A 14642-nucleotide genomic window follows, 5' to 3' on the forward strand; every position below is an offset into this window, starting at 1 on the left:
CCGTTTTTCACTTTTAGCCGTGCGCTAACCACTTGGGCGCAATGGCCACGGCCCAATCTGGCTCCTGCCAATCAATCCTTTTAATTGCCTGAATAAATTTTGGTGCGGCTGCGCAATTTAGTGTGAGCCTTGTGCCTGTTACCGGGTGGCTGAAATCTAGACCCACCGCACTTAAAAGCAAATGATCTGCCTGAAAAGTGTTGGCAAAAAAACGGTTGTGCACACTTTTGCCGTGTTTGGCATCGCCAATGATGGGGTGGCCTGCGTGTTTCAGGTGGCGACGAATTTGATGCTTGCGCCCGGTGTGGGGTTCGCACAACACCAGTGAGTAGCGGCTAACCGGGTAGCGATCTACCGCGTAGGGCAGCTCGCAAGTGGCAAGCGTTGTGAAATCTGTTATTGCAGGCTGGGCGGCTTTATCTTGTTGCTTGTGTTTATCGGCAATGCGATCAAGCTTTACCGAAAGCGCATAGTCCAGGCGCTGGCTGGGCATGTAGCCGCGGCACAGTGCCAGGTACTGTTTTTTGATGGTTTTATCGTTAAATTTTTCACTCAGTGCGCGCGCCACATCGCCGTTTAAGGCAAATACCAACAAGCCGGAGGTGGGTTTGTCGAGCCGGTGCACAGGGTAGACGTGTTGGCCAAGTTGATCGCGCAACAGCTGCACGGCAAAGCGGGTTTCATGGCGATCAATCGGGCTGCGGTGCACTAACAGGCCGGTAGGTTTGTTGATCACCACCAGGTGTTCATCCTGATACACAACCGGCAAGGTTTCTTGGGCGGCTTCAGGTATGGGGCCCGCTTGGGTGCCGGGCTTGTTAGCCTCGGGCTCGAAGGTGTGAGTCACGTGGGTTGCTCTGGGGTGTGAAAGATAACGCGGCAAGTGCAGCTAAAGTGCGCGCGCCGGGTGCTGCGCGCAGAGCGCCGCACCCGGCAAGGGCTTAAATGGATTTTTCGCCAGAATCCACAGATTGGTATATCAACGTGTTGATGGTCATAGGGCCTACACCGCCTGGTACCGGCGTGTAGGCGCTTACGCGGTCTTTCAGCGGGGTGAGTTCAATATCGCCCACGCCGCCCGGGTGGTAGCCGGCATCTACCACAACGGCGCCGTCTTTAATCCACTCGGCCTTGATAAATTCAGGTTTACCCACCGCACCTACGACTATGTCTGCCTGCTTGATGTGGTCGGCCAGATTCTGCGTGCGCGAATGGCAAATGGTGACCGTGGCATTGGCGCCCAGCAGCATCATGGCCATGGGTTTGCCGAGGATAGGGCTGCGGCCAACCACTACTGCATGTTTGCCGGCAATCTCGATGTTGTAGGCCTCCAGCAGGCGCATGATGCCCTTGGGCGTGGCGCAACCGTAGGCAGCTTCACCCATGCTCATGCGGCCGAAACCGAGGCAGGTTACGCCGTCTACATCTTTTTCCAGGGCGATAGCATCGAAGCAGGCGCGCTCATCAATTTGTTCTGGTACCGGGTGCTGCAGCAAGATGCCGTGCACATTGGGGTTGGTGTTGAGCTCATCAATTTTGGCCAGCAGTTCTTCGGTGGTGGTAGAAGCCGGCATTTCCACGCGAATAGAACCCATGCCAATGCGCTCGCAGGCGTTGCCCTTCATCTTTACATAGGTGGCGCTGGCTGGGTCGTCGCCCACCAAAATGGTGGCCAGAATGGGGGTTTGGCCGCCGCTTTTTTCTTTGAGTGCGCCAACGCGCGCGCTGAGTTCTTGTTCGGTTTTTTGGGCAAGGGCTTTGCCGTCGAGAAGCAGGGCGGCCATGGGCGTTCTTTCCTGTGTGGTAGCATCAAAAGTGGTGGCTAAAAGGGGCAAAGTTGCAGCGTAAATGCGTAAATATCTGACTATTTGATCAGAAATTTGCAGCTCTTGCCTGAGGGCGCGCATTGTCCCACAGCTCTTTACAGGCGCCAATAGGGAGTGGCCCTGTGCTGCCACAATGGAGTTTGGCTACAGGGCTCTGGCCATGCTCTCGCAAAATGCAGCTGCTGCCTGAGGGGTTGATCTGCATGGGGCTTTTATACGTATCGACTGGCGCCACGGGCTTTGGAGTGCGGCCGTTAGAGCCAAACCAGAGGTTGGTGCGGGCCATGGCCTGTGGTCGGGTAATTGAAAGGAAAAGCCCTGTATTTTCAAATACCTAGTTAATATAAAAAATTGGATTTCTCTTGTTGACGCGGGTAGGGCGCATGGGTATGATGCGCACCACTTGAAACGGCAAGCCGCCGTAACGGGTAAGTCGGAGTGTAGCGCAGTCTGGTAGCGCGCCTGGTTTGGGACCAGGATGTCGGGGGTTCGAATCCCTCCTCTCCGACCAATTTTTAAAGCGTTTGTTGCACCGAGGTGTCGTTCACGCGCCCGTAGCTCAGTTGGATAGAGCAACGGCCTTCTAAGCCGTGGGTCGCAGGTTCGAATCCTGCCGGGCGCGCCATTCTTGGCCCTGGTAGAAACCCGGTACCGAATCAGTACAAAACCAGCTCCCAGCGGATTTGTTACCTACACTGATTTCATCTTCTAGTATCAATCTAGAATTGCAGCAGATCAGCACCTCTATGGTGGGCGTAGCTCAGTTGGTAGAGCCCTGGATTGTGATTCCAGTCGTCGGGGGTTCAAGTCCCCTCGTCCACCCCATTTTCCCCTTATATTTTTTACCTATCTGCTCGCAGGTCTCGCTTATTTGCTGAAGCCGGGCGGTGTTTGTTCGTCTTTAGTTTTTGTGCAAATACCTAAGGGCAAGCCCATGATTGATTTCAGATCCGATACCGTAACCCGCCCCTGTGCGGCCATGCGCAAAGTCATGGCTGAGGCAGAGGTGGGGGATGATGTGTTTGGCGATGATCCCACCGTTAATATGCTTGAAGCTTGGGCCGCAGAAAGGCATGGTTTTGAGGCGGCGCTCTTTACGGCCTCTGGCACCCAGGCGAATTTGCTGGGAATTTTGGGCCACTGCGAGCGGGGCGATGAATACATATGTGGCCAGCAGGCGCACAATTATCGCTATGAGGCAGGTGGTGCGGCGGTGTTGGGTTCTGTACAGCCGCAGCCTTTACCAAACCAGCCAGACGGCACCCTTGCCCTTGCCGATATTGCCCAGGCTATTAAGCCCGATGACAGCCACTTTGCACGCACAAAGTTAGTTAGCCTGGAAAACACCATAGGCGGCAAGGTGTTGCCATTGGGTTACACCCAACAAGTGCGCGCGCTCGCAACAGAAAAAGGCTTGCAGCTTCACCTTGATGGAGCGCGCGCCTACAATGGCTCGGTGGCCATGGGTGTTGATATTGCAGAGCTTGCCCAGCCTTTTGATTCCATGACAATTTGTTTGTCTAAGGGGTTGGGTGCGCCAGTGGGTTCACTGTTGTTGGGTCCGCGCGATTACATTCAGCGCGCCCGGCGGCTGCGTAAGATGTTGGGTGGTGGCATGCGCCAAGCCGGAATTCTGGCGGCTGCAGGGTATTATGCGTTGCGACACAACGTCGAGCGACTCGCCGAAGATCACGAAAACGCGCGGTATTTGGCGCAACAATTACAGCAGTTGGCAGGTTTCGATACTGCTGCTCATCCCGTACAAACAAACATCGTTTTCGTGGATGTGTCATCCAGCATTGATATCCATGGGTTGGCCAAGCAGCTGCACACACAAGGTATTTTTATTATTCCAGGCTACCAAGGCATGCGCTTGGTGACACACAAAGACATTGATCGTGCAGCGATTGATACATTCATTGGCAGCGTGGCGCGCGCGCTGACCTAAGTGCACCGCGAGCCATGGCCGCACGTGATACATTCGTGCGCCATTCTGGAGAAGGGCCGTGAAACATTGTTGTTTTTTAGGCGCGGTTTTATGCGCATGGTTAATGCCAGGTTTTGCTGAAACGCCAGTGCAACCTGTTTCGTTTACTGCGATAGCTGGCAATGTGCCCTATAGCGCTATCGCGAATTTGCCTTTTAATGAGCCAGACCTGCGCATCGCCTACGGTCACGAACAAAGTCAATACGGACTCTTGTGGCGGGCGAGGGGAGAGCGGGCCACAAGCCAGCGCCCGCTGGTGGTTTTTATCCACGGTGGTTGCTGGTTGAGTGCCTACGATATTAAGCACAGTAACGCCCTAAGCAGCGCGCTGGCGGATGTGGGATTTGCGGTGTGGTCACTTGAATATCGGCGTACCGGGGCATCCGGAGGTGGTTGGCCTGCGACATTAAATGATATCCGGCAGGCACTCGGGGCCATCGAAAAATTAGCCATCGCCAATCTCGACTTTGACGGCCTCGTGTTGGTAGGGCATTCTGCTGGGGGGCATTTGGCACTGCTCGCAGATGGCGACGCGGTGAACACTTCCGCCACAGCGGGTTCGGCATTAACTGTGCGCGCACTCGTGGGCCTGGCGGCCATTGTTGATCTTGAGCGCTACGGTCAAGGGGGAAATAGCTGTCAAAGTGCGGTGTCGAAATTTATGGGGGGCGATCTGTCGACTCGACCTGCGGAGTATCAAAGCGCCAACCCTGCCGGGCGGCGATTAACTGTGCCGACATTCCTGTTGCACGGCACAGACGATCACATTGTGGGCCCCGAGCAGGCCCGCCATGCAGATGCGCGCACAGTGCTCGTGCCGTCCGCCGGTCATTTTGATTGGCTCCACCCGGGCAGTGAAGCTTTTGGCGTTCTCGTTAAGACCTTAGAGAAGATTTCCGATAATGAGCAAAAGTGACGTTGTTCCCGCAGCCATTAAAAGGTTGGACGCAGAAGATCCACTAGCGCAAAAGCGAGCTGATTTTTATTTGCCACCTTCGGTTGTCTATTTGGATGGCAACTCGCTAGGCCCCATGCCAATCGCTGCGCAGGCCCGTGCTCGCGCTGTGGTTGAGCGCGAGTGGGCTGAGGATTTAATCACTAGCTGGAATGTGAATCGCTGGATTGAGTTGCCGACGATTGTGGGTGACAAAATAGGTCGCTTGATCGGGGCCGACAGCGGGCAGGTTATTTGCGGGGATTCTACATCAGTCAATTTGTTTAAGGTGTTGGCCGCAGCTTTAAGCCTGCAACCTAAGCGATTTAAGGTATTGTCGCAGCAGGGAAATTTCCCGACGGATTTGTACATGGTGCAGGGGCTGGCCGCGCTGTTAGGTGAGTCTCGCTGTCAATTGCTGACAGCGTCTGCAGAGGATTTGTTGGGCCAGCTGGATGAATCTGTCGCAGTGCTTTTGTTGACACAGGTGGATTTTCGCACCGGCAAGTTACATGACATTCGTAAAATCACTGAGCTTGCGCACGAAAAGGGCATCGTAGTTATATGGGATCTCGCTCACAGCGCGGGCGTCATTCCACTGTCGCTCGATGATTGGCAGGTGGATTTTGCGGTGGGCTGTGGCTACAAGTTTTTAAATGGTGGCCCGGGTGCGCCGGCATTTCTGTACGTGGCCAAGCGTCATCAAGGCGCTTGTCAGCAACCTTTGTCTGGCTGGATGGGGCACCGTCAACCGTTCGAGTTTTCCGATGACTATCACGGCCACGCAAGTGTTAAACAATTTCTATGCGGTACGCCCGGTGTGCTCGGTATGAGCGTGCTTGATGCCGCGCTGTCTGTGTTTGAGGGCGTGCAAATACAGGCGCTGCGCGAAAAATCCCTGGCATTGATCCAGCTGTGCAGGCGTTTGGTGGCTGAGCGCACAGCCTTGAGTGAACTACAGCTGCTTACGCCTGAAGAGCCCGAGCAATCCGGTAGCCAGTTGGCCTATGCGCACAGCGAAGCTTACGCCATTTGCCAGGCGTTAATCGCGCGAGGCGTGATTGCAGATTTTCGGGCGCCCGATATATTGCGGCTCGGTTTTTCGCCACTATTTCTGCGTTTCGAGGATATCTATTTAAGTGTGTTGGCGCTTGAGGAAATTGTGGTGGAGCGGCAGTACTTATCACCCCGGTTTCAGGCGCGACATGCAGTGACCTAGTGGCTGGGCGTTCCCGGCAGGCGGATTTTAAAGCTGCTGCCCAAGCCCGGTGTCGATTCCACCCCAATAGTGCCGCCGTGGTGTTCGGTAATAATAAAATAGGAAACAGAGAGCCCAAGGCCCGTGCCTTCGCCCACTTCTTTGGTGGTAAAAAACGGTTCAAAAATATGCCGCCGCACAGATTCCTGAATACCTGGGCCATTGTCGGTTACTTCAATGCAAAACCAGTCGTTTTCTTCAAAGGCATTTAGCGTAATGGTGGGGTTCAGCGGTGGCCCGTATTCCTGCTGCTGAAAGGCCTGAAAAGCATTGCGCAATAAATTCAAAATCACCTGCTGAATCTCTACCGCAGAGCAGGTGATGGGTGGCAGATCTTGCGCGTAAAGTTTGACGATATTGGGCAGCTCGGTATCTTCGCCGGTATCGAGCTGCATGCTGTGAATGGCGAGCTCCAGGGAGTTGTCTAGCAGTTCGGGAATGTGTGTGGGCGCGTGATCGCGATACTGGTTGCGCGAGAACTCCAGCATATTGCTGACAATGCGCGCCGAGCGTTCGCCGGCTTCGCGAATGTGCTGCAAAAATTTCGGAATTTCACGCAGCTCCCAATAGCGTCGGGCTTCATCCAGTGAAATGCCGTGCGCGGCGGCCTGCTCTTGGTTCATGGGCAGGTTTGGGTCTAGGCGCCGGGAGATATTTTGTACGTTGTTTAAAATGGCTGCCAGCGGATTGTTGATTTCGTGCGCCATGCCTGCTGCCAGTTCGCCCAGCGACAACATTTTTTCATTTTGAATCATCATGGTTTCGACGCGCACCCGCAGGGTGACGTCGTCTATGCGGATAACCGCGCCGCCTAACTCTTCGGCCATCAAGGGGTAGACGGTGATGTCTGAATAGCGGCAGTTGCTGCCGGTGCCTTGTTGGATGTTTTCCAGGGTTTGGGGCACTTGGCTGTCTATGGCCATTTCAATGGTGTCAGTGGTGATGGCGATTTCCGGGTAGATGTCGTCAATGGGCTGGCCCAGCGCTTTGTTCGAGCTGATGCCAATCAGGCGCTCGGCGGCGGCATTCCACAGGGTAATGTGGCCCTGGCGGCTTACGCCAATGAGCACCGAGGGCATGGAGTTGATAATGGAGTGCAGGTAGTCCTGGGTTTCGCGCAGCAGTTCTTCTGCGATTTCGTGACGGGCCAGGGCATCGGTGAGTTGGTTGTTGCTGGTGCGCAGCGAATCAGTACGCTCTTCAATGCGCGCTTGCAGTGACGCCTTGGCCTGCTCCAGGCTGTTCTGCGCGCGCTTGTATTTAACGCGGCTTTTTTGCAGCAGCAGGATCATCACGCCCTGCAGTACAGAGAGGCCCGCAAGCACCCAAAATGCCGTTGAGGCGTGGCCGCCGGCGTCGGCCTGGGCTGGTTGGCTGAACAGCCAAAGGGCAGGGCATGTGCCCATCAAAAGCTGCATTGCATTGCATTGCATGGCGGTGCGGGGCTCCGGTTCGTGAAGCGGCTATTGTATCGACTTTTGTAGGCCCTGCCAGTTGATCATTTTGTGGCCAAAAAGCGTATATAAATCAAATTGTTAGCTTTTTTTCAAAAGTCGTTGACAGGCCCGGTTAAACGCGTAGAATGCGCGGCTCTGAACAACGGGTGGTTAGCTCAGTTGGTAGAGCGGCGCCCTTACAAGGCGTAGGTCACAGGTTCGACCCCTGTACCACCCACCATATTCAGGCAGCGGTTAACCATGTTAATTGCGCCTACCCGGTTTAGCGGACCGGTAGTTCAGTTGGTTAGAATGCCGGCCTGTCACGCCGGAGGTCGCGGGTTCGAGTCCCGTCCGGTCCGCCATTATTTGACTAGCCTCTAGTCTTACAAAAAAGCCCCGATTTTCGGGGCTTTTTTGTGCCTGCCTGTTTTCACCATCAGCCCTTTCTTACCAAATCATAGGGTTTTTGATCCATTTGGCCGCTGTTGCGTACACACTCGGGCGTTTTCGCAGTTTGTGACTATACTCAGGCCTTCGGTATTCATTGTGGGCGGTGTCACCTGTTCGTCATCAATGGGTTATAGGCTTTATGGGAGCGCACAAATTACCTGGCGCCATAAAAAGGATGAGAGTTATGCAAGATTATGTAGAAGAGTTGCTCGAACTGTTGTCGGAAGACGACTACGAAGATGCCTGGGTGAGCGAATCCATCGATTTCTAGTCATTTAGCGCTAGCTCGCCCGCGGCCGGCCGGTCATCAATCTGGCGAATCCATCACACCGCAAGTCTGCGTTGTCGATCATACTTACAGCCTCTATAGTTAATCAGAATATTTGCCCTGGCCATGACGGCTGGCGGCAGGGCTTTTTTGCCTGTTTGGGAAGTTTGGTATGCCGTTAGATGTCAATGAGCTGGCAGAAGCCATCTACGTTTATGAAGGAAATCGCATTATTCGGGAGATGTTATACCCCGAATTTGAGGCGATTCTGGACGGCTATGTTCCCATCCCCGAGTTTGCAGGCAAGCAAATTCGGGCGGTTTATGTGCGCATTAACAGCCATTTGTTTGTTAAGGCGGCGGTGTTTTTCCTCATTGAGTTTGATACCGAAGGCTTTCCAGACAGGCGCTGGAACGTGCCGCTGGGCCAGCTGGCAGATTCCGCCACCAATGGCCCGGATTTAGGCGCCGGTGCCATTCGCCTTGCCTGTGCCTCCCAGTGCCCCATTGAGTGGCACCAGCCGCGCATGTGGGATCCGAGTGTTGCCACGGGCAAGAACAACTTCGCACTGCTGAAGAAATACGTTAAGGCCAATAAGCTGGGGTTGATTTGGCGCCAGTCTGCCGAGGTGCCGCAGGCAGTGCCAAGTCACGCCGTAGACACCGCGTCTGCGCGCGCGCTCAAGGCCAAATTTGAAACCGAGGCGCGCACCCATGTGGCCCAGCTGCTGAAAGAGCAGCGTTTTAAAATGAGTGTGCAGCGCAACCAGTTCCAGCAGCAGGTTGATAGCCTCAAGCAAGAGCATCAAAGCCGCTTGGCGCGCTACCAGGAAGCGTTGGCCGAGCGCGAGAAAGAGTTGGTTGCCTTGCATGGCGCCAACCAGCAGTTAAAAGAAAAGATGGATGCCCAGATGTCAAAAATGGCGGGTATTCGCGAATATTTTGAACACAAGCTCAAATCGGCACAGGCCGGTGAGCAGGAGAGCGTCCAATCGCTGCGCGAGCAATACGAGCTTGAGATGCAAATGAAGCTCGAGGCCGCCACCTCCGATTTGCAGGATATGATTCAAATGCGCGATATGGAGCTTCTCTATCGCAACGAACAAGAGGCGAGCCTCAACGAAGAAATTGCCCGCCTGCGCGCCGAAGTGCAGAGTTTGATGGGCAATTCAGGCGATGAGATTCTCGAGCGCCTGCAGCAGTACGGCATAAATTTTGTAGCCTACCAACCGGGCGCGGGGCACATCACCATTCCCGTGGCAGAGCTTACCGAATACACAGAAAACCCGCAGGATTACGCTGCCAAAAAGTGTGGCCTGACCCCCAGCCAATACCAAAGCTGGCTGGCCCACTACAACAACCCCAGCTGCTGCGCCCTCAAGGCTGATGGCAGTGTTTGTGGCGCGCACATTGAGCGCGTACACAACCCCAACGATTTTCACCCGGGCGAAAATGACCGCTGCGCTGAACATCGCACGCCTGTTGCCCGGCAATTTGCGGTGCTTTCCTGAGCATAGCGCCTATGTTGCTGCCCGATTTAGCCCGCGTTGCAGCGCAAGTTCCCTTAGAGCGGCTGCACTGGCAGCCCATGGCCGAGCAGGGGCTTGAGTGCTGGATACGGCGCGATGATTTACTGCCCGCATGGTGCCAGGGCAACAAATTCTACAAGCTCTATTACAACCTGTTGCAGGCCCCCGAGGGTGTGCCGCTGGTGAGCTTCGGCGGCGCCTTTTCAAACCATTTATACGCTCTTGCAATGGCCTGCCAGGCGCTGGAGCGCCAAGCTATAGGCATAGTGCGCGGTGAGCGGCAGGCGCGTCTTTCCCCCACGCTCGAAGACGCAGAGGCTGCGGGCATGCAGCTTGTTTTCGTCTCAAGGCAGGCCTACCGCACGCTGTGTGCACTTGAAGGCCGGGCATTAATGCAGGCAGTGGCCGAGCAATTGGGGGCGGGCGAGTATTGTGTTATTCCCGAAGGTGGCGCCAATGCCCTGGGGATGCGCGGCTGTGAGGTGCTTGGGCAAGATATCGCCAGGCGCGGCGAGTTTACCGAGGTGTGCCTGGCCGCCGGCACTGCCACTACCCTTGCGGGCGTGGCGAAGGGCTTAGGCCAAGCCGGACGCGTGGCCGGGGTGTCTGTATTGGGGCCCTTAAAGGCCGGCAGCCTGCCGCTCGCGGCCCGGGTGTGCGGGTTGCTTGGCGAGCCGCAACTGCAAAACTGGCAGTTGCTCGAAGGCATGGCGCCCGGGCGCTATGGCCAGTGCACTGAAGCCTTGGCGGCCTTCATGGCAGATTTTTTTGAGGATACTGGGGTGCAGCTTGATCATGTGTATACTGCCAAGCTGTTTTGGGTATTACAGCATCTGGCAGAAGCTGGGCGCTGGCCGCGCGGTAGCCGGGTGTTGGCCATTCACACCGGTGGTTTACAGGGTTTGCGCGGGTTGGAACTTTAAAGGGTAAAAGCACAATGGATGCGGCGATGTCTACAGACAGCAAGGGTTTGGATTTTGGGTGGGTGCGCACGCTGGTGCCGCTCAAGGCCATGGGTGATGCACACCTGCAGGAGCTTTTGCAGCACTGCCCTGAGCAGATGGTGTTCAAGGGCCAATCGCTATTTGAGGCCGGTAGTTTTGATCGCCAACATATCTACCTATTGCATGGCGATGTGGAGTTTTCCCACCCCAATGGCGTTACGGAAATTATCAAGGGCCGCAGCAGCCTGTTCCCTTTGGTGCCCATACAGCCGAGGCCCTGCACCGCCACTGCGCTCACCGATTGCAGTGTATTGCGCGTTAACAGCGAGCAGCTCGATAAATTGCTTACCTGGAGCCAGGTAGCAGAGTATTTGAAAATTGATACCGCCTATCAGCCAGAGCTGGATGAAGATGTGGATTGGATGCTCACCATCTTAAAATCCAACCTGTTTTTCAAGGTGCCGCCCACCAACATTGGCGAAATCTTCAGCCGCTTGAAGCCCCGTGTAGTGGAGCAGGGCGAGGTAATTTTGCGCCAGGGTGAAGTGGGTGATGGTTGCTACTTTATCAAAGAGGGCACCGCTGAAGTGTTGCGCTCGAAAGATGGTATTCAAAAGCCGCTGCACCTTGCCGATATTGGCGCTGGGCGCTGTTTTGGTGAAGACGCGCTGGTGAATGAAACCGTACGCAACGCCACCGTGCGCATGACCAGCGACGGTGTGCTGATGGTGATGGATAAACAGGATTTCATTCGCCTGCTCAAAGAGCCAAAGGTAAACAGCCTGCCTCTGACGGCGCTGGGTAACGTGCAAGAGCAGGCGGTACTTATTGATGTGCGCACTGAAGATGAATACGCCATGGGCCATTTGCCCCAGGCGGTGAATATTCCTGTGAGCCTGTTGCGGTTGAAAACCCGTATGCTCGATAAAGCGCAAGAGTATGTGCTTTATTGTGATACCGGCAGGCGCTCAAACGCCGCCACCTATTTATTGCAAAAGCTGGGGTATCACGTGAGCTATCTGGATCGCGGGGTAAACCAAGACCCTAACTTGCGCCTGCAATTACTTAAGGCTGGCGATGATTACTTGCTGCGCGGCGGTAAAGCCGAGCGGGTAGACGCATAGGGCCAGTTATCGGCCACCAGCATGCGGCGCTGGCCCTCACACCAATTGCCCGATTCCAAATAAACCCCGGCCACCAGCAGTGGCTGGGGTTTTTCTATTTGGCTGTGGCGGCCGAGAATGGCGGCAAATGCCTTGCTATCTAGCAGTAAGGGCTGTGTAAGCTGCGCTGGCGGCCAGTGCCCAAGCGCGTCTGCCCGCAGGCATTCGCGGGCCCCAATGCAAGCGCCCGATAACCAGTACTGCCGCGGCAATATCAGCCATTGATCGTAATCCTGCCCATTGCATTGCGAAACATGTTGCCAGCGCCCGCGCAGGTGGCCGGGGTTGATCATGGGGTGTTGTGGCAGCTTTTGCGCATTGAGGGCATTGCTTTCGTCTGCATAAAACAGCCAACCCTGTACCAGCGCCTGGCTTTGCCAGTTGGCCTCTGTGCGGGCGGGTAAGCGTTTTGCTGCCAGCCAGTGATCAATGTGGGCTTGTGCCTGCGGCTGCTGGGCCAGGGGCAGCTGGTGGCCTAAAAGCCGTTCGGTTTTGATATCCAGCCGGTCTATGGCATTGGGGCCAATAAAGTGTGCCAGAGAATCGCCTGTGTGCTGGCAGAGGTAGAGCTTGGCTGCAAGCTCGGTATGCACGTAGGTGTTGTTCTGGGCATCGTAGTGCAGTAAATCCAGTGCCCCCAGTGTGCGGCCCTGCTCGCTGATTTGCCGGTTGACGGCCACAGGCGTCCAGCCGAGCCTTTGGCTTAGCAGGTGTTCCCACAGCTGTTCGTAATAGTGCCCCAGCCGTGGTGCCGGTTCGAAGTTTGCCCGCGCTGCTTGCGGGTATTGTGCAAGGCGTGCTTGCAGGCTGTTCAGGTAATCGAAGGCGGGCCCGCGCAAGAGTGAGGGCGCGTGCATGCACCAAGTGAGATCTTGCGAAATTTGCCGGTAGTCCATTGTCTTCCCGCGTGTGCCTTAGGATGAGGCCATGTTAAATGACGCATCAGACGTTATACTGTCCTGCCCTAAGAGCAGAGTGTCAATAACATGGCAGAGTTTTCCACGGTTGGATTAATTGGTCGATTGGGCGGCGATCGCGCCGTGTACACCTTGAAGCGGCTAATCAAATTCCTGGAGCGCGAAAATAAGCACGTTTTGCTAGACGACACGCTCACGCGGGATTTTCCGGGCCATAACTGTGAAGTGGCCAACCGCGAAACCTTGGGTCAGCGCTGTGACCTGGTAATTGTGGTGGGTGGCGACGGCAGCCTGCTGGGGGCGGCGCGCTCGCTGGCCAAGCACAAGGTGCCCTTGCTGGGCGTTAACCGTGGCCGGCTCGGGTTTTTAACCGACATCACACCCGATGAAATTGAAGAGAAAACCGCCGAAGTGTTGGCCGGTAAATTCATGATGGAGTCGCGTTTTTTGCTGGATATGGCCGTTACCCGCAACGGTAAAGCCGTGGGGCAGGGCGACGCACTTAACGATGTGGTGCTGCACCCGGGTCAATTTATCCGCATGATCGAATTTGAGCTCTATATCGATGGCCAGTTTGTGTATAGCCAGCGCTCAGATGGGCTTATTATTTCCACGCCCACCGGTTCTACGGCCTATGCTCTTAGTGGTGGTGGGCCCATCATGCACCCGAGGCTCGAGGCGATTGTACTGGTGCCCATGAACCCCCACACCCTATCCAGCCGCCCCATTGTGGTAGACGGCAATAGCGAAATTAAAATTTTGGTGGGCGAGCACAACACCACCTCGCCACACGTAACCTGTGACGGCCAAACCCATGTGGTTGCCGAACCCGGCGATGAAATTCACGTGCACAAAAAGCCCCACCGGTTGCAGTTGATTCACCCGCTGAATCACAACTTTTACGAAACCTGCCGCACCAAGTTGGGGTGGGGCAGTCACCTGGTAGACTGACGAAGTATTGAGGTTCACCAATGGCGGCGTACAGCGGCTACGACATAATCGGCGACGTACACGGGTGTGCACTTGCCCTGGAGCGCCTGCTGGATAAGTTAGGTTATACCTCGGTGAACGGTGTGTTTACCCACCCTAGCCGGCAGGCCATTTTTGCAGGCGATATCGTAGATCGTGGGCCCCGGGTGCGCGAGGCGCTGGCAATCGTTAAAGCCATGTGCGATGCAGGCACTGCACAAATGGTGATGGGTAATCACGAGTTTGATGCCATCGCCTACCACACCCCGGCGCCCGCTGATTGCGAGCGCAGCTATCTGCGTGATCACACAGAGCGCCACAACCGCTTGATTGCCGAGACCTTGGCGCAGTTTGAAGATCACCCAGAAGAATGGGCGGCCTACCTCGAATGGTTTAAAGGTTTGCCGTTATTTTTGGAATTTCCGCATTTTCGCGTGGTGCATGCCTGCTGGGATCAGCGGGTAATTGATGAACTCAAGCAGCGCTATCCCGATCACTGCATTAACGATGCATTTTTAACCGCCGTGGCAGATCCGCAATCGTTTGAGTGGTTGTGTATCAACCGCCTAACCCGCGGGCGCGATTTGCCGCTGCCAAAAGGCACTGCCATGCGCAGCGCCGAGGGTTTTGAGCGGCGCTCATTCCGGGCGCGTTTTTGGGGTCGTAAACCAAAAACCTACGGCGACTTGGCCTTCCAGCCAGACCCATTACCCGCAGCCATTGCGAGCCAGCCCATCAGCGCGGAAGACCATTTAAAAATCACCCGCTACGGCAAATCGGAAATTCCGTTATTTGTGGGCCACTACTGGCTTTCCGGCAGGCCTAAGCCCATTGCCGACAATCTGGCCTGCCTTGATTACAGTGCGGTGAAATACGGCCGTCTGGTGGCTTATTCCATGGACGATGAAACTCAACTAAGCCCGGAGAAATTTACCTGGGTGAATGTGGATACGCCCTAG

The 14642-nt window shown here is 55.4% G+C and carries 12 protein-coding genes and 5 tRNA genes; 13 read left to right on the forward strand and 4 right to left on the reverse strand.

Features of this window, described 5'->3' with window-relative positions; translation table 11 throughout:
* Positions 1-13: 13 nt before the first annotated feature.
* Together L1F30_RS07295 and folD are read right to left on the reverse strand one after the other, a co-directional pair.
* Entirely contained in the window at positions 14-847 is an 834-nt protein-coding gene (locus tag L1F30_RS07295) for a pseudouridine synthase (RefSeq protein ID WP_371922653.1), read from the reverse strand.
* A 94-nt stretch (positions 848-941) separates the two neighbouring features.
* A complete protein-coding gene (folD, locus tag L1F30_RS07300; RefSeq protein ID WP_253361186.1) occupies positions 942-1784 on the reverse strand; it encodes a bifunctional methylenetetrahydrofolate dehydrogenase/methenyltetrahydrofolate cyclohydrolase FolD in 843 nt (280 codons plus the stop codon).
* A 476-nt stretch (positions 1785-2260) separates the two neighbouring features.
* On the opposite strand from folD, the gene L1F30_RS07305 reads away from it, so the two are divergent.
* The 6 genes from L1F30_RS07305 (at position 2261) to kynU (ending at position 5966) form a co-directional block, all read left to right on the forward strand.
* Positions 2261-2337 (forward strand) — tRNA-Pro (locus tag L1F30_RS07305).
* A 37-nt stretch (positions 2338-2374) separates the two neighbouring features.
* Positions 2375-2451, forward strand: a tRNA-Arg gene (locus L1F30_RS07310).
* 124 nt (positions 2452-2575) lie between these two features.
* A tRNA-His gene (locus L1F30_RS07315) sits at positions 2576-2651 on the forward strand.
* Between the two features lie 109 nt (positions 2652-2760).
* Positions 2761-3774 carry a low-specificity L-threonine aldolase gene (ltaE, locus tag L1F30_RS07320; protein WP_253361187.1) on the forward strand — a complete coding sequence of 338 codons (1014 nt, stop codon included), beginning with the start codon at positions 2761-2763 and terminating at the stop codon, positions 3772-3774.
* 58 nt (positions 3775-3832) lie between these two features.
* Positions 3833-4729, forward strand: a complete 897-nt coding sequence (locus tag L1F30_RS07325) for an alpha/beta hydrolase (RefSeq protein WP_253361189.1) — start codon at positions 3833-3835, stop codon at positions 4727-4729.
* Positions 4716-5966: a kynureninase gene (kynU, locus tag L1F30_RS07330; protein WP_253361191.1), complete on the forward strand. Its 1251-nt coding sequence runs from the start codon at positions 4716-4718 to the stop codon at positions 5964-5966. Before L1F30_RS07325 ends, kynU begins: the two co-directional genes overlap by 14 nt.
* Here kynU and L1F30_RS07335 read toward each other — a convergent pair.
* Positions 5963-7411: a nitrogen regulation protein NR(II) gene (locus tag L1F30_RS07335; RefSeq protein ID WP_253361193.1), complete on the reverse strand. Its 1449-nt coding sequence runs from the start codon at positions 7409-7411 to the stop codon at positions 5963-5965. The two genes, kynU and L1F30_RS07335, sit on opposite strands and share 4 nt — an antisense overlap.
* A gap of 195 nt (positions 7412-7606) precedes the next feature.
* Between L1F30_RS07335 and L1F30_RS07340 the strand changes: the two genes are divergently transcribed.
* From L1F30_RS07340 to L1F30_RS07360, 5 genes are all read left to right on the forward strand, one after another.
* A tRNA-Val gene (locus L1F30_RS07340) sits at positions 7607-7682 on the forward strand.
* 47 nt (positions 7683-7729) lie between these two features.
* Positions 7730-7806: transfer RNA gene (locus L1F30_RS07345), tRNA-Asp, on the forward strand.
* Positions 7807-8334: 528 nt separating this feature from the next.
* Entirely contained in the window at positions 8335-9672 is a 1338-nt protein-coding gene (locus L1F30_RS07350; protein ID WP_253361195.1) for a hypothetical protein, read from the forward strand.
* An 11-nt stretch (positions 9673-9683) separates the two neighbouring features.
* Positions 9684-10613 carry a 1-aminocyclopropane-1-carboxylate deaminase/D-cysteine desulfhydrase gene (locus L1F30_RS07355; RefSeq protein ID WP_253361197.1) on the forward strand — a complete coding sequence of 310 codons (930 nt, stop codon included), beginning with the start codon at positions 9684-9686 and terminating at the stop codon, positions 10611-10613.
* 26 nt (positions 10614-10639) lie between these two features.
* Positions 10640-11758: a cyclic nucleotide-binding domain-containing protein gene (locus tag L1F30_RS07360; protein ID WP_253361199.1), complete on the forward strand. Its 1119-nt coding sequence runs from the start codon at positions 10640-10642 to the stop codon at positions 11756-11758.
* On the opposite strand, the gene L1F30_RS07365 is transcribed toward L1F30_RS07360, so the two are convergent.
* Positions 11716-12693, reverse strand: coding sequence for a DUF1853 family protein (locus tag L1F30_RS07365; RefSeq protein WP_253361201.1), 978 nt, complete (start codon positions 12691-12693; stop codon positions 11716-11718). The two genes, L1F30_RS07360 and L1F30_RS07365, sit on opposite strands and share 43 nt — an antisense overlap.
* Before the next feature lie 90 nt (positions 12694-12783).
* Here L1F30_RS07365 and L1F30_RS07370 point away from each other — a divergent pair, with 90 nt between their 5' ends.
* Together L1F30_RS07370 and L1F30_RS07375 are read left to right on the forward strand one after the other, a co-directional pair.
* Positions 12784-13665: an NAD(+) kinase gene (locus tag L1F30_RS07370; RefSeq protein ID WP_253361203.1), complete on the forward strand. Its 882-nt coding sequence runs from the start codon at positions 12784-12786 to the stop codon at positions 13663-13665.
* 20 nt (positions 13666-13685) lie between these two features.
* Positions 13686-14642 (forward strand): metallophosphoesterase, encoded by a 957-nt coding sequence (locus L1F30_RS07375; protein WP_253361205.1) that lies wholly within the window; start codon positions 13686-13688, stop codon positions 14640-14642.

Origin of the sequence: Simiduia sp. 21SJ11W-1 (assembly GCF_024138675.1) — a bacterium.
Lineage (GTDB): Bacteria > Pseudomonadota > Gammaproteobacteria > Pseudomonadales > Cellvibrionaceae > Simiduia.

Bases quoted from the DNA above. Each gene is read 5' to 3' on its own strand.
- folD (WP_253361186.1), bottom strand. From the start codon at position 1,784: ATGGCCGCCCTGCTTCTCGACGGCAAAGCCCTTGCCCAAAAAACCGAA.
- ltaE (WP_253361187.1), top strand. From the start codon at position 2,761: ATGATTGATTTCAGATCCGATACCGTAACCCGCCCCTGTGCGGCCATG.
- kynU (WP_253361191.1), top strand. From the start codon at position 4,716: ATGAGCAAAAGTGACGTTGTTCCCGCAGCCATTAAAAGGTTGGACGCA.
- L1F30_RS07335 (WP_253361193.1), bottom strand. From the start codon at position 7,411: ATGGGCACATGCCCTGCCCTTTGGCTGTTCAGCCAACCAGCCCAGGCC.
- L1F30_RS07350 (WP_253361195.1), top strand. From the start codon at position 8,335: ATGCCGTTAGATGTCAATGAGCTGGCAGAAGCCATCTACGTTTATGAA.
- L1F30_RS07355 (WP_253361197.1), top strand. From the start codon at position 9,684: ATGTTGCTGCCCGATTTAGCCCGCGTTGCAGCGCAAGTTCCCTTAGAG.
- L1F30_RS07360 (WP_253361199.1), top strand. From the start codon at position 10,640: ATGTCTACAGACAGCAAGGGTTTGGATTTTGGGTGGGTGCGCACGCTG.
- L1F30_RS07365 (WP_253361201.1), bottom strand. From the start codon at position 12,693: ATGGACTACCGGCAAATTTCGCAAGATCTCACTTGGTGCATGCACGCG.
- L1F30_RS07370 (WP_253361203.1), top strand. From the start codon at position 12,784: ATGGCAGAGTTTTCCACGGTTGGATTAATTGGTCGATTGGGCGGCGAT.
- L1F30_RS07375 (WP_253361205.1), top strand. From the start codon at position 13,686: ATGGCGGCGTACAGCGGCTACGACATAATCGGCGACGTACACGGGTGT.